Consider the following 14,266-nt stretch of genomic DNA (forward strand, 5'->3'; position numbering starts at 1 on the left):
CCGCCACCGTGCTCGGACGTGAACGGGTCGAGATCAAGACCCCCGAACAGATCCAGAAGATGCGTGCGGCGGGGCTGCTGACGTCCGCGGCCCTGGAGTCGGTGCGGGCCGCCCTGCGGCCCGGGATCACTCCGAAGGAGCTGGACGCCATCGGCGCGGAGGTCATCCACGCGGGTGGTGGGACGTCCAACTTCCTCGGTTACCACGGCTACCCGGCCACGCTCTGCATCTCGGTCAACGAGGTCGTCGTGCACGGGATCCCCGGCGACACCCCGCTCGTGGCGGGCGACGTCGTCTCGATCGACGGGGGAGCGGTGGTCGACGGCTGGCACGGCGACTCCGCCTTCACCGCGATCGTGGGTGAGCCGGACGACGCCGGCGACGCGGAACTGGTCGAGATCACCCGTCAGGCGCTCTGGGCGGGCATCGCAGCCCTCGACGCACGCGGGAGGGTCGGCGACGTCGGCGCGGCCGTGGAGGACGCCGTGGACGGCCGCCTGGGCATCGTCGACGGCTACACCGGCCACGGGATCGGCACGGCCATGCACATGGCGCCCGACGTCCTGAACTACCGGGTCCGCGAGAAGGGCCCCAAGGTCCGTCCCGGCATGGTGCTGGCCATCGAGCCGATGTGCACCCGTGGGGGGATCGAGACCGACGTCCTGCCGGACGACTGGACCGTGGTCACCTCCGACGGCACCCGCGCCGCGCACTGGGAGCACACCGTGGCCGTCCTCGACGAGGGCCTCTGGGTGCTGACCGCACCCGACGGGGGCGCCTCGGAGCTCGCGGCGTTCGGGGTCCAGGTCCCTTCCGCCTGACCCCGCCAGGGGCTGCGGCGCCGCCCCCCGCGGTCGGGTGCTGGAGCCGGCGCGCAGCGCCGGACGCGTCTTGTGTTGCGCCCCAGCCCACTTCAGCGGCATCATCGCCCGATTTCGTCTCAGGCGCGCCGTCACGTAAGCTTGACCGTCGGTCCGCCATGCCTCCTCGTTCGCACGTTCTGTGCTCACGAGGGCCGGGCTGATCCCGAACCGACACTTGATGGAAAAGCGGAGGACATGCCGAAGAAGGACGGCGTCATCGAGATCGAAGGCACCGTGATCGAGGCCCTGCCGAACGCGATGTTTCGCGTCGAGCTGAGCAACGGTCACAAGGTGCTCGCCCACATCTCGGGGAAGATGCGCCAGCACTACATCCGCATCCTCCCGGAGGACCGGGTGGTCGTCGAGCTCAGCCCCTACGACCTGTCCCGCGGGCGCATCGTCTACCGCTACAAGTGACCCACCCACTGGCCGCCGATCCCCGCTCCCCGCGGGCGGGGTCAGCACGACCGGAGAAGCGATGAAGGTCAAGCCGAGCGTCAAGAAGATCTGCGACAAGTGCAAGGTGATCCGCCGTCACGGTCGGGTCATGATCATCTGCGACAACCTGCGTCACAAGCAGCGTCAGGGCTGAGCTCCGGCTCACCCAGCAGTCGATCCACGGAAAGGTCACCGCACGCAGACGGTGGCACCCAGCGCAGGACCCTCCGACCGCAGCACGAGCCGCGGTCGGTGACACCCCCGGTCGGAGGCCGGGGACCCGCAGGAGACGGCGGGGCAGGTCCTGCACCAGACCTCCGCGACAGATAGGGACCATCCCGCATGGCACGTCTCGTCGGCGTCGACCTCCCCCGCGAAAAGCGGCTGGAGATCGCGCTCACGTACATCTACGGCGTCGGTCGCACGCGAGCCCAGGAAACCCTGGCCGCGACGGGCGTGAGTCCGGACCTGCGCGTCCGCGACCTCACGGACGACGACCTGGTCGCGCTCCGCGACCACATCGAGGGCAACTACCGCGTCGAGGGTGACCTCCGCCGCGAGGTGGCCGCCGACATCCGCCGCAAGGTGGAGATCGGTTGCTACCAGGGCCTGCGGCACCGCCGCGGTCTGCCCGTCCGCGGGCAGCGCACCAAGACCAACGCGCGCACCCGCAAGGGCCCGAAGCGCACCGTGGCCGGCAAGAAGAAGGCCGGTCGCAAGTAACCGTCGCAGTCTGACGGCGCGGTCCGCCAGCGGGCCGCCTCGCGAACCCACGGGTTCGCCCTCGATCTCAGTCGCCGCAGTACACCAGGAGCCCGGAGAGCATGCCTCCCAAGAGCCGTACGGCCACGGCGACGCGCAAGCCGCGTCGCAAGGAGAAGAAGAACGTCGCGCACGGTCACGCGCACATCAAGTCGACGTTCAACAACACGATCGTCTCGATCACCGACCCGACGGGCGCGGTCATCGCGTGGGCGTCGGCCGGTCAGGTCGGGTTCAAGGGGTCCCGCAAGTCGACCCCGTTCGCTGCGCAGATGGCCGCCGAGGCGGCCGCGCGTCGTGCGCAGGAGCACGGCATGCGCAAGGTCGACGTCTTCGTCAAGGGACCGGGTTCCGGCCGCGAGACCGCGATCCGTTCCCTCCAGGCCACCGGCCTGGAGGTCGGCGCGATCCAGGACGTCACCCCCAGCCCGCACAACGGCTGCCGGCCGCCCAAGCGTCGGCGCGTCTGACGTCGGTGCGGTCCCGCAGGCCCAGGCCTGCGGGACCCACCTGATCGGACCAGTTCTCTGATCGAGTCAGACCCCGTCGGCGGACCGATGCTGACGGGCGTGCGGGGCGTCATATGGCGGACGCCCGCGGGAAGGAACCTCCGTGCTGATCGCACAGCGCCCCACCCTCACCGAGGACGTCGTCGACGAGTACCGCTCGCGCTTCGTCATCGAACCCCTCGAACCCGGCTTCGGGTACACCCTCGGCAACTCGCTGCGCCGCACGCTGCTGTCGTCCATCCCGGGCGCGGCCGTGACGAGCCTGCGGATCGACGGTGTGCTCCACGAGTTCACCTCCGTGCCGGGGGTCAAGGAGGACGTCACCGAGATCGTCCTCAACGTCAAGAACCTCGTGGTCTCCTCGGAGCACGACGAACCCGTCGTGATGTACCTGCGCAAGCAGGGGCCGGGCGCGGTCACCGCGGCCGACATCGCCCCGCCCGCGGGGGTCGAGGTCCACAACCCCGACCTGCACATCGCGACGCTCAACGGCAAGGGCAAGCTCGAGCTGGAGCTGACGGTCGAACGCGGCCGCGGCTACGTCTCGGCGGCGCAGAACAAGACGGGTGAGCAGGAGATCGGCCGCATCCCGGTCGACTCGATCTACTCCCCCGTCCTGAAGGTGACGTACAAGGTCGAGGCGACCCGCGTCGAGCAGCGGACGGACTTCGACCGTCTCGTCGTCGACGTCGAGACCAAGCACGCCATCACCCCGCGCGACGCCGTGGCGTCCGCGGGCAAGACGCTGACCGAGCTGTTCGGTCTGGCCCGTGAGCTCAACGTCGAGGCCGAAGGCATCGACATGGGTCCCTCGCCGACCGACGCCGCGCTGGCGGCGGACCTCGCGCTGGAGATCGAGGCGCTGGACCTCACCGTCCGGTCCTACAACTGCCTCAAGCGCGAGGGCATCCACACCGTCGGGGAACTGGTCTCGCGCAGCGAGGCCGACCTGCTCGACATCCGCAACTTCGGGCAGAAGTCCATCGACGAGGTGAAGGCCAAGCTGGTCGGCATGGGCCTGCACCTCAAGGACTCCCCGCCCGGGTTCGACCCGAGCGCCGTCGTCAACGACTTCGAGGACGACGACGCGTCGTTCGCCGAGGACGAGCAGCTCTGACCGTCCGTCGCCCCTCCCCCCGCTGACGCGGGGGAGGGGTAAAACCGAGGAGACAACAACATGCCCACCCCCACCAAGGGTCCGCGGCTCGGCGGCGGGCCGGCCCACGAGAAGCTGATCATCGCCAACCTGGCGACGGCCCTCTTCGAGCACCGCAGCATCACCACCACCGAGGCCAAGGCCAAGCGGATGCGTCCGTACGCCGAACGCCTGATCACCTTCGCGAAGAAGGGTGACCTGGCGGCCCGCCGCGAGGTCATGAAGACGATCCGCGACAAGTCCGTCGTGCACTTCCTCTTCACCGAGATCGCGCCGGCCATGGCCGAGCGCAACGGTGGGTACACCCGCATCGTCAAGATCGGGCCCCGCAAGGGCGACAACGCCCCCATGGCGGTGATCCAGCTCGTCATGGAGCCGGTCAGCGCCAAGCAGGGTGTCGTCCGCGAGGCGGAGCGCGCCGCCGCGGCGACCGCTCCGGCGGCCGACGAGGTCGTCGTCGGTGACGAGGCCCCCGCGGCCGAGTCCACCGACGCGAACCAGGTCGAGGCCGGCAGCGTGGACCAGCCCGACACCCTCCCCGACGCGGACGCCCCGGCGACCGCTGACGAGGGTGTCGAGGTCGACGCCGCCGAGGCCGACCCGAGCGACGAGAACACGAAGGACCAGGCCTGAGCGCCTCCCTTCACCCCGACGAGCCCGTCCTCCCCGACACCGGGGAGGGCGGGCTCGTCCGCGTTCCCCCCGGCGTCGTGCGGGTGCGACTGGACCTCGGCTACGACGGCACCGCCTTCTCCGGCTGGGCCGAGCAGCCGGGGTTGCGCACCGTCCAGGGCGAGCTGACCGCCGGGCTGGCCCGGGTCCTGCGCCTGGACCCCGCCCCCCGGCTCACCGTGGCGGGGCGCACCGACGCCGGGGTGCACGCGAACGGCCAGGTGGCCCACGTCGACGTCCCGCGCGCCCGCTGGGACGCCGTCCCGGGCCGGTCGGGCACGGAGCCCGCAGCGGCCCTCGTACGGCGCCTGGCGGGCGTCCTGCCGCCCGACGTGCGGGTGCACCGGGCCGGGCTCGCCCCCGAGGGTTTCGACGCCCGCTTCAGCGCCCTGCGCCGCCGCTACGCGTACCGCGTCTGCGACGACCCCGCGGGGCTCCCGCCGTTGCGGCGCTTCGACGTCCTGCACCACCGCCGCCCCCTCGACCTGGGCGCGATGGACCTCGCGGCGCGCAGCCTCGTCGGCCTGCGCGAGTTCGCCGCGTTCTGCCGGCCCCGGGAGGGCGCCACGACCGTGCGGACCCTGCTGGCGTACTCGTGGACCCGGGACGGTGACGGTCTGCTCGTGGCCGACGTGCAGGCGGACGCCTTCTGCCACTCGATGGTGCGCGCCCTCGTCGGCGCCGCGCTGGCCGTGGGTGACGGCCGTCGCGACGTCGCCTGGCCCCGGCTGGTGCAGGACGCCGCGGTGCGCGACCCCACCGTCGCGGTCGTCGCAGCGCAGGGACTGACCCTCGAGGAGGTCGTCTACCCCGCCGACGGGGACCTGGCCGCGCGCGCCCACGAGGCCCGTGCGGTGCGCACGCTCCCCTGAGCGGGTGGCCCGGGCGGCGCGCCCGGGTGGTCGTGGGGCAGGGTGGTGGGTGTGCCCACGCTCGTCGTCGTCCGCCACGCGAAGGCCGATTCGCCGGTAGGACTCCAGGACATCGCCCGCCCCCTCGCCGAACGGGGGAAGGCGGACGCCGTCGAGGCCGGTCGGTGGCTCGCGGAGAACGTCGGTGGCTGCGACCTGCTGCTGACCTCGCCCGCCCGCCGGACCGAGGAGACCACCGCGCGCCTGCTGGACGGGTGGGGCGTCGCTCCGGTCGTCGTCGACGAGGAGCGGCTCTACGAGGCCTCGCTCGGTGACCTGCTGCGCATCGTGCGGGGTCTGGACACCGACCGCCCCGACGCGACCGTCGTGATCGTCGCGCACAACCCCGGCGTGAGCTCCCTCGTCGAGGCCCTCACCGGTGAGGTGAGCCAGCTGCGCACCGGGGGCATCGCCGTCGTCGCGGTGCAGGGGGAGTGGGCCGACGCGGACACCACCAGCTGCAGCCTGACCCACCAGCACACCGCCCGCGCGGAAACCGGCGGCGAGCACTAGCCACCGCACGGCAGACTGGTCGCCCGTGGCGGGATCTGGGAACAGCGGTGGGCACGTCGACGTCTCGGGGGTCGGGCACGAACTGCCGGACGGGCGCCCCCTCCTCGACGGGGTGTCGTTCCGCGTCGCCGACGGGTCGACGACCGCGCTGATCGGTCCCAACGGCACCGGCAAGACCACCCTGCTGCGGCTCATCGCCGGGGACGAACCGGTGCAGGAGGGCGCGATCGCCCGCAGCGGCGGGCTCGGCGTGATGCGTCAGTTCGTCGGTTCCGTCCGCGACGAGACCTCGGTGGCCGAACTCCTCGTCTCCGTCGCCCCCGAGGCCCTGCGCCGAGCGTTCGCGGCCGTCGAGACCGCCGAGACCGCGATGGTCGAGGAGGAGTCGGAGAAGTCCCAGATGCGCTACGCGCAGGCCCTGGCCGACTTCGGTGACGCCGGCGGGTACGAGCAGGAGGTCCTCTGGGACGAGTGCACCTCGGCCGCGCTGGGGATGTCGTTCGAGGCCTGCCGGTACCGGCCGGTGCGGACGCTCTCCGGCGGGGAGCAGAAGCGCCTCGTCCTGGAGGCGTTGCTGCGCGGACCCGAGGGCGTCCTGCTGCTCGACGAACCCGACAACTACCTCGACGTCCCCGGCAAGCGCTGGCTGGAGGAACAGCTCCGCGCCACGACGAAGTCGGTGCTGCTGGTGAGCCACGACCGGGAACTGCTCTCCGCTGCGGCGGAACGCATCGTGACGCTGGAACCCGGTGCGCTGGGTGCGGTCTCCTGGACCCACGGGGGTTCCTTCGCCGACTACGGCGCGGCCCGCCAGGCCCGCGGGGAACGGCTGGAGGAACTCCGGCGGCGCTGGGACGAGGAACGCGTCAAGCTCCGCACCCTCGTCGTGACCCTGCGGGAGAAGTCGAAGTTCAACGACGGCATGGCCTCGCGCTACGCCGCCGCCCAGACCCGGCTCGCGAAGTTCGAGGAGGCCGGTCCGCCGCAGGCGCCCCCGGCGGCCCAGGACGTCCGGATGCGGTTGCAGGGCGGGCGGACCGGCAAGCGCGCCGTGGTCGTGGAGGGCCTGGAGCTGACGGGCCTCATGAAGCCCTTCGACGCCGAGCTGTGGCTGGGGGACCGGGTCGCGGTCCTCGGGGCGAACGGTTCCGGCAAGTCGCACTTCCTGCGGTTGCTGGCCGCCGGCGGCTCCGACCCCGACGCCGAGCACCGCCCGGTGGACGAGCACGTCCCCGACCCCGTCGCGCACCGCGGTTCCGCACGCCTCGGGGCGCGGGTGCGGCCGGGGTGGTTCGCCCAGACCCACGAGCAGCCCTCGCTGGTCGGCAAGACCCTGCTGGACGTCCTGCACCGCGGGAACTCCCACCGCTCCGGCCTGGACCGCGAGGCGGCCTCGCGGGCGCTGGACCGCTACGGCCTGGCCGAGGCCGCGGAACAGCGCTTCGAGCACCTCTCCGGGGGTCAGCAGGCCCGGTTGCAGATCCTGCTGCTGGAGCTGTCCGGGGCGACGCTGCTGCTGCTGGACGAACCGACCGACAACCTCGACCTGCACTCCGCGGAGGCGCTGGAGCAGGCGCTGGGGGTCTTCGAGGGGACGGTCGTGGCCGTCACCCACGACCGCTGGTTCGCCCGCGGTTTCGACCGCTTCCTGCTCTTCGGCGAGGACGGTCGGGTCGTGGAGACACCGGAGCCCGTGTGGGACGTCAGCCGGGTCGAACGGGCGCGCTGACCACGCGTCGACCACGCGCTGACCGCGCGTCGACCACGGCCGCGGCGGAGCCGTTTTGACCCGCGGCGTGGACGACAGGTACCGTCGGGAGTCGTTGTGCCCACGCAGTGCCTGCCGTCAGCGCCCGGTCTCATGACCTGCGCGCTGCAGGATCTCGAGCGCGGGCCGGTCCGCAATTCGTCTCGAGGAGATGGGCAACCCCCGTGCGCACGTTCACCCCGAAGCCAGGCGACATCGATCACCGCTGGCTCGTCATCGACGCGGAGGACGTCGTGCTGGGCCGCCTCGCGGTGCAGACCGCGACGCTCCTGCGCGGCAAGCACAAGGCGACCTACGCGCCGCACGTCGACGGTGGCGACTTCGTCATCATCGTCAACGCCGCCAAGGTGGCCCTCACCGGCTCCAAGCGCGAGCAGAAGGTCGCCTACCGCCACTCGGGCTACCCGGGCGGTCTGAAGGCCACCAGCTACGTCGACCTGCTGGAGAAGAACCCGGAGAAGGCCGTCGAGAAGGCCATCCGCGGCATGATCCCCCGGAACTCCCTCGGTCGTCAGGTCATGAGCAAGCTCAAGGTCTACGCCGGCCCGGAGCACCCGCACGCGGCTCAGCAGCCCGTGCCGTACACGATCCACCAGGTCGCGCAGTGAGCCGCGGCAGTCACACCGCCGCACACCCGGCAAACTGAGCGAGGAGCATCGTGAGCACCGATTTCACCCCTGAGGTCGTCGAGGACATCACCGAGTCCGACGAGTTCACCGGCACGTACACCTCCGAGTCGTCCACCCCGGCGACCGGCGGCAACAGCATCATCGCTCCCGGCGGGGCCACCGGCCGCCGCAAGGAAGCCGTCGCCCGCGTCCGCATCGTGCCGGGTACCGGCAAGTGGACGATCAACGGTCGTGAGCTGGACAACTACTTCCCGAACAAGGTGCACCAGCAGCTCGTCAACGAGCCTTTCCGCGTCACCGCGCTCGAGGGGTCGTTCGACGTCATCGCCCGCATCCACGGTGGTGGCTCCTCCGGTCAGGCCGGCGCGCTGCGTCTCGGTGTCGCCCGCGCGCTGAACGCGATCGACCTCGAGGCCAACCGCCCGTCCCTGAAGAAGGCCGGGTTCCTGACCCGCGACCCGCGCGCCATCGAGCGCAAGAAGGCCGGGCTGAAGAAGGCCCGCAAGGCGCCGCAGTTCAGCAAGCGCTGATCCAGCGCTCAGCGAGTACCGTCACGACGGCCCCGGGAGTCCTCCCGGGGCCGTCGTGTCACGTCCGGCCGGTGTCGGCCGTGTGGGGGAGGAACAGAGGGTGGCGCGGCTCTTCGGGACCGATGGTGTGCGGGGGCTGGCGAACGTCGACCTCACCGCCGACATGGCGCTGGGACTGGCGGTCGCCGCGGCGACCGTCCTGGTCGAACCGGGTGGCAGCGCGCACCCGCGGGCGCTCGTGGCCCGCGACCCCCGCGCGTCGGGGGAGTTCCTCTCCGCCGCGGTCGTGGCCGGTCTGGCGAGCGCCGGGGTCGATGTCCTCGACGTCGGTGTCGTGCCGACGCCGGCGCTGGCCCACCTGGTGGACACCTCCGGCGCCGACTTCGGCGTGATGCTGTCCGCCTCGCACAACCCCATGCCCGACAACGGGTTGAAGATCTTCGCCCGCGGCGGGGTGAAGCTCCCCGACGACGTCGAGGACGCCGTGGAGCGCGCATACCGCGAGGGCGGCGGGCGTCGTCCGACGGGGGCCGCCGTGGGCCGGGTCCACGCGGGACCGGACGTGGAGCAGGACGCGCAGGACACCTACGTCGCGCACCTGCTCTCCACCCTGCCGGGCGGACCGGGGTCGCTCGCCGGGCTGCACGTGGTCGTCGACTGCGCCAACGGCGCCGCCAGCGCGATCTCCCCGCGGGTGCTGGCCGAGGCCGGCGCCACGGTGACGACGCTGTACGCCGCGCCCGACGGGCTGAACATCAACGACGGCTGCGGCTCCACGCACCTCGAACCCCTCACCGAGGCCGTCCTGGCCCACGGTGCGGACATCGGCCTGGCCCACGACGGCGACGCCGACCGCTGCCTGGCCGTGGACGCCGCCGGTCACACGATCGACGGCGATCAGATCATGGCCGTCCTGACCCTGGCCCTGCGCGACCGCGGGCAGCTCGTCGAGGACACCCTCGTCGCCACCGTCATGAGCAACCTCGGTCTGCGCCTCGCGATGCAGCGCGAGGGCGTCACGATGATCGAGACCGGCGTCGGCGACCGCTACGTCCTGGAGGCCCTGAGCGCGGGGAAGTGGAGCATCGGCGGCGAGCAGAGCGGCCACGTCGTCCTGCCCGAGCACGCGACGACGGGTGACGGCGTCCTCACCGGTCTGCACCTGCTGGCGCGGATGGCCGAGACCGGCCGCACCCTGGAGGACCTCGCCGGTGTCGTCCAGCGGTTGCCGCAGGTCCTCATCAACGTCCGGGGGGTGGACAAGTCCCGCGCCGGCAGCGACGCGGAACTGCTCGCGGCCGTCGGCGACGCCGAACGCGAACTCGGCGAGACCGGCCGGGTGCTGCTGCGCCCCAGCGGGACCGAACCCCTCGTGCGGGTCATGGTCGAGGCCGCGCACACCGAGCACGCCCAGGACGTCGCCGGTCGCCTGGCCGAGGTCGTCCGGAAACGACTCGCGCTCTGAACCTCCGGTCTGGCTGACTGGACCGCGTGGAGCTCACCTCGACGACGAACGCCGCCCCCGACCGCGCCACGTGGGCGGCGGAGCACTTCGACGACTGGTACGACGTCCTGGCCGCGGCCGAGGCGCAGGACCGCCCCGATCCCTCGACCTGGCGGCGCGGTGAGCTCCGGGCCGAGCTGGAGCGGGGGAGCACGGAGGAGGAGGTCCACCTCGTGCTGGCCCGCGAGGGCGGTGTCCCCGTCGGCGTCGCCGAGGTGCGCTTCACCCTGCTGGACAACACCCGCACCGCCTGGGTCCAGGTCGGCGTCGTGGCGGACCAGCGGCGACGCGGGGTCGGTACCGCGCTGCTGGAGCACGCCCTCGATCTCGCCGAGGCCGCCGGCCGCAGCACGGTGCGGATCTCCGTCGACCGTCCGGTGACCCACCCCGAGGAAACCTGGCCGGGGTCACGCGCCGCGCGGGCCTGGGGTTTCACCCGCGGTCAGCTCGAAGCCCGTCGCCAGCTCCCGCTGCCGGTGCCGCCGGAGCGACTGGTGGCGTTGGCGGCCGCGGCCCGTCCGCACGCGTCGGGGTACCGGTTGCGCAGCTTCGCCGGCTGGGTTCCCGAGGCGGACCTCGACGTGATGGCCGCCCTCACCGCGCGGATGAGCACCGACGCCCCGATGGGCGACCTCGAGGTCGAACCCGAGGTGTGGGACGGTGACCGGATCCGCGAGGTCGAGGCCGCCCGGGCGGCGCAGGGCCGGCACCAGTGGGTGGCGGTGGCCGAGGACCCGGGCGGTGCGGCCGTCGGCTACAGCGTCCTGGTGCGCTCCGACCACGAACCGGAGCGGCTCATCCAGCTGGACACCCTGGTGCTGCGCGAACACCGCGGACACCGGCTGGGGATGCTGCTGAAACTCGAGTGCCTGCGCACCGCCGTGGTGGACAATCCTGTCGCGCAACGGGTCTCGACGTGGAACGCGGTGTCGAACACGCCGATGATCGCGGTCAACGAGCAGCTCGGTTTCGTCCTCGACGAACTGATCGAGGAACTCGAGGCGCCCGTGGCCGAGATCCGTCACACCCTGCGGGATCACACCCTGCGGGATCAGACTTTGCGCAACCGCACCTGACGCACCGAGTGGTCGGGCCCCTTCTGCAGCACGCAGGTGGCCCGGCCCCGGGTAGGCAGGACGTTCTCGGCGAGGTTCGGGCCGTTGATGTCGTTCCAGATCCGGCGGGCGCGTTCCACGGCCTCGTCGTCGGTGAGCGAGGCGTAGCGGTGGAAGTAGGACTGCGGCTTCGAGAACGCCGTCCGCCGCAGTTCCAGGAACCGGTCGACGTACCAGTTCCGCACGTCCTCGCTGCGGGCGTCGACGTAGAGCGAGAAGTCGAAGTAGTCGCTGACCGCGACGCCCTGCGTCCCGTCGTCGCGGACCCGGGCCGGTTGCAGGACGTTCAGGCCCTCGACGATGAGCACGTCGGGGCGGCGCACGACGACCTCCTCGCCGGGGACGATGTCGTACACGAGGTGGGAGTAGACCGGGGCCCGGACCTCGGGGACCCCGGACTTCACCGCCGCGACGAAGCGGAGCAGCGCCCGCCGGTCGTAGCTCTCGGGGAACCCCTTGCGGTGCAGGATCCCGCGGCGTTCCAGCTCGGCGTTGGGCAGCAGGAACCCGTCGGTGGTGATGAGCTCGACCCGGGGGGTCTCGGGCCAGTGCGAGAGCAGTTCGCGCAGCACGCGGGCCGTCGTGGACTTGCCCACGGCCACCGACCCGGCGATCCCGATGACGAACGGGGTCCGCGCCACGGCCTCGCCCAGGAAGGTCGACGTCGCGGCGTGCAGGGAACCCGCGGAACGGTCGTAGAGGGTCAGCAGCCGCGACAGCGGGAGGTAGACCTCCTCGACCTCGCGCAGGTCGACCCGGTCGCCGAGACCGCGCAGCCGGGTGACGTCCTCGGCCGTGAGGGTCAGCGGGGTCGAGGCGCGCAGCGCGCTCCAGTGCTCGCGGTCCAGGACCACGTAGGGGTTGGCGGAGCTCGGGTGTGAGTTCACGGGGACGTGCGTGGGTGCGCCGGTGCTCACCGGCGTGAGGGTACCGGGTGACGCGTCCCGTTCGGGTGACCAGGACTGCGCCGCCCGGACCGTACCCTCGATCCCATGTGCGGAATCGTCGGGTACGTGGGGGCAGCGCAGCACGGGAGCGAGGTCGTCCTCGAAGGGCTGCGTCGGCTGGAGTACCGGGGCTACGACTCCGCGGGCATCGCGGTGCTGACCCCCGGTGGTGTGCAGACCCGCAAGAAGGCCGGGAAGCTGGCCAACCTCGTCGAGCTCCTCGACGCCGACCCGCTGCCCGCGGCGGGCACCGCGATCGGGCACACCCGCTGGGCCACCCACGGCGGCCCCACGGACGGCAACGCCCACCCTCACGTCGGGCAGGGCGGCCGGCTCGCGCTCATCCACAACGGCATCGTCGAGAACTTCGCGACGCTGCGCACCGAGCTGCTCGGGGCCGGTGTCGAGTTCACCAGCGAGACCGACACCGAGGTCGTCGCGCACCTGCTCGCCCGGGCCTACGACGCGGACGCCGCGGGGGACCTGACCGCCGCCATGCGGGCCGTCTGCGCCCGCCTCGAGGGCGCGTTCACGCTGCTCGCGGTGCACGCCGACGAACCCGGCACGATCGTCGGCGCCCGCCGCAACTCCCCGCTGGTGGTGGGGCTCGGTGAGCACGCGAACTACCTCGGCTCCGACGTCGCGGCGTTCATCGCCCACACCCGCGAGGCGCTGGAGCTGGGCCAGGACCAGATCGTCACCATCACCCCCGACGACGTCGTCGTCACCGGCTTCGACGGCTCGCCCAGCCAGGGCCGTCGCTTCCACGTCGACTGGGACGCGGCGGCCGCCGAGAAGGGCGGGTTCCCGTCCTTCATGGCCAAGGAGATCCACGACCAGCCGCAGGCCATCGCCGACACCCTGCTCGGGCGGACCGACGCGAACGGCCGGCTGCAGCTGGACGAGATGAAGATCTCCGAGGCGCAGCTGCGCAGCATCGACAAGATCGTCGTCATCGCCTGCGGGACGGCCGCCTACGCCGGCCAGGTCGCGAAGTACGCCATCGAGCACTGGTGCCGCATCCCCGTGGAGGTGGAACTCGCCCACGAGTTCCGCTACCGCGACCCCGTCGTGTCCGAGCGCACCCTCGTCGTCGCGATCTCGCAGTCGGGGGAGACGATGGACACGATCATGGCCGTCCGCCACGCCCGCGAACAGGGCGCGAAGGTGCTGGCGATCTGCAACACCAACGGCTCGACGATCCCGCGCGAGTCCGACGCGGCGCTCTACACCCACGCCGGACCGGAGATCGCGGTCGCTTCGACGAAGGCGTTCCTCGCCCAGATCACCGCCTGCTACCTGCTCGGCCTGTACCTGGCCCAGTTGCGCGGCAACAAGTTCGCCGACGAGATCGCCCAGGTCCTCGCGGAACTCCAAGAGATCCCGGCCCAGGTCCGCCAGGTCCTCGACGGGCTGGAACAGGTCCGCGAGATCGCCCGCTACATGGCCGACACCCGCTCGGTGCTCTTCCTCGGCCGCCACGTCGGCTACCCGGTGGCGATGGAGGGGGCGCTGAAGCTCAAGGAACTCGCCTACATCCACGCCGAGGGTTTCGCGGCCGGTGAGCTCAAGCACGGGCCGATCGCGCTGGTGGAACCCGGGACCCCCGTGTTCGTCGTCGTGCCCAGCCCGCGCGGGCGGGACTCCCTGCACGCGAAGGTCGTCTCCAACATCCAGGAGGTCCGGGCCCGCGGCGCGCGCACCCTGGTCATCGCCGAACAGGGCGACACCGCCGTGGAACCCTTCGCCGACGTCGTGATCCGCATCCCGCAGACCTCGACGCTGCTGTCCCCGCTGCTGGCCGTGGTGCCGCTGCAGGTGTTCGCCTGCGAGCTCGCGACCGCCAAGGGCCTCGACGTCGACCAGCCCCGCAACCTCGCGAAGTCCGTCACCGTGGAGTGACCCCCCGCCGTCGGGCGTCACCCGCCCTCGTGGGACGGTGACGCCCG

At 72.0% G+C, this 14,266-nt stretch carries 16 protein-coding genes; 15 read left to right on the forward strand and 1 reads right to left on the reverse strand.

Annotated elements, in window-relative coordinates:
- The first annotated feature begins 8 nt into the window (after nt 1-8).
- From map to OG218_RS18400, 14 genes are all read left to right on the forward strand, one after another.
- The gene (gene map / locus OG218_RS18335) at nt 9-821 is read left to right on the forward strand and encodes a type I methionyl aminopeptidase (RefSeq protein WP_328294659.1); all 813 of its coding nucleotides are present in this window, start codon (nt 9-11) and stop codon (nt 819-821) included.
- 237 nt (nt 822-1,058) lie between these two features.
- Entirely contained in the window at nt 1,059-1,280 is a 222-nt protein-coding gene (gene infA, locus OG218_RS18340; RefSeq protein WP_012084955.1) for a translation initiation factor IF-1, read from the forward strand.
- A gap of 61 nt (nt 1,281-1,341) precedes the next feature.
- Nucleotides 1,342-1,455 carry a 50S ribosomal protein L36 gene (rpmJ, locus tag OG218_RS18345; RefSeq protein ID WP_106209588.1) on the forward strand — a complete coding sequence of 38 codons (114 nt, stop codon included), beginning with the start codon at nt 1,342-1,344 and terminating at the stop codon, nt 1,453-1,455.
- Nucleotides 1,456-1,643: 188 nt separating this feature from the next.
- Nucleotides 1,644-2,024, forward strand: a complete 381-nt coding sequence (gene rpsM, locus OG218_RS18350; protein WP_328294660.1) for a 30S ribosomal protein S13 — start codon at nt 1,644-1,646, stop codon at nt 2,022-2,024.
- Between the two features lie 101 nt (nt 2,025-2,125).
- Nucleotides 2,126-2,533: a 30S ribosomal protein S11 gene (rpsK, locus tag OG218_RS18355; protein ID WP_328294661.1), complete on the forward strand. Its 408-nt coding sequence runs from the start codon at nt 2,126-2,128 to the stop codon at nt 2,531-2,533.
- A gap of 142 nt (nt 2,534-2,675) precedes the next feature.
- Complete coding sequence (locus OG218_RS18360; RefSeq protein ID WP_328294662.1) at nt 2,676-3,689, forward strand: DNA-directed RNA polymerase subunit alpha; 1,014 nt, start codon at nt 2,676-2,678, stop codon at nt 3,687-3,689.
- A 60-nt stretch (nt 3,690-3,749) separates the two neighbouring features.
- The gene (gene rplQ, locus OG218_RS26690) at nt 3,750-4,361 is read left to right on the forward strand and encodes a 50S ribosomal protein L17 (RefSeq protein ID WP_380158417.1); all 612 of its coding nucleotides are present in this window, start codon (nt 3,750-3,752) and stop codon (nt 4,359-4,361) included.
- A gap of 77 nt (nt 4,362-4,438) precedes the next feature.
- Nucleotides 4,439-5,272, forward strand: coding sequence for a tRNA pseudouridine synthase A (locus OG218_RS18370; protein ID WP_328294663.1), 834 nt, complete (start codon nt 4,439-4,441; stop codon nt 5,270-5,272).
- Between the two features lie 51 nt (nt 5,273-5,323).
- On the forward strand, nt 5,324-5,824 hold the full coding sequence (locus OG218_RS18375; protein WP_328294664.1) for a SixA phosphatase family protein: 501 nt from the start codon (nt 5,324-5,326) through the stop codon (nt 5,822-5,824).
- A gap of 25 nt (nt 5,825-5,849) precedes the next feature.
- Nucleotides 5,850-7,553, forward strand: a complete 1,704-nt coding sequence (locus OG218_RS18380; protein ID WP_328294665.1) for an ABC-F family ATP-binding cassette domain-containing protein — start codon at nt 5,850-5,852, stop codon at nt 7,551-7,553.
- 203 nt (nt 7,554-7,756) lie between these two features.
- Entirely contained in the window at nt 7,757-8,200 is a 444-nt protein-coding gene (gene rplM / locus OG218_RS18385; RefSeq protein ID WP_328294666.1) for a 50S ribosomal protein L13, read from the forward strand.
- An 86-nt stretch (nt 8,201-8,286) separates the two neighbouring features.
- Nucleotides 8,287-8,751, forward strand: a complete 465-nt coding sequence (gene rpsI / locus OG218_RS18390; protein WP_380162235.1) for a 30S ribosomal protein S9 — start codon at nt 8,287-8,289, stop codon at nt 8,749-8,751.
- Nucleotides 8,752-8,851: 100 nt separating this feature from the next.
- Nucleotides 8,852-10,216 (forward strand): phosphoglucosamine mutase, encoded by a 1,365-nt coding sequence (glmM, locus tag OG218_RS18395; protein WP_328294667.1) that lies wholly within the window; start codon nt 8,852-8,854, stop codon nt 10,214-10,216.
- A gap of 26 nt (nt 10,217-10,242) precedes the next feature.
- Nucleotides 10,243-11,331, forward strand: coding sequence for a GNAT family N-acetyltransferase (locus OG218_RS18400; protein ID WP_328294668.1), 1,089 nt, complete (start codon nt 10,243-10,245; stop codon nt 11,329-11,331).
- Here the strand turns inward: OG218_RS18400 and coaA are convergent.
- Nucleotides 11,307-12,287, reverse strand: coding sequence for a type I pantothenate kinase (gene coaA, locus OG218_RS18405; protein ID WP_328294669.1), 981 nt, complete (start codon nt 12,285-12,287; stop codon nt 11,307-11,309). The two genes, OG218_RS18400 and coaA, sit on opposite strands and share 25 nt — an antisense overlap.
- A 75-nt stretch (nt 12,288-12,362) precedes the next feature.
- Between coaA and glmS the strand changes: the two genes are divergently transcribed.
- Nucleotides 12,363-14,219: a glutamine--fructose-6-phosphate transaminase (isomerizing) gene (glmS, locus tag OG218_RS18410; RefSeq protein ID WP_328294670.1), complete on the forward strand. Its 1,857-nt coding sequence runs from the start codon at nt 12,363-12,365 to the stop codon at nt 14,217-14,219.
- Nucleotides 14,220-14,266 lie beyond the last annotated feature (47 nt).

It is taken from the genome of Kineococcus sp. NBC_00420, from assembly GCF_036021035.1.
Taxonomy (GTDB): domain Bacteria; phylum Actinomycetota; class Actinomycetes; order Actinomycetales; family Kineococcaceae; genus Kineococcus.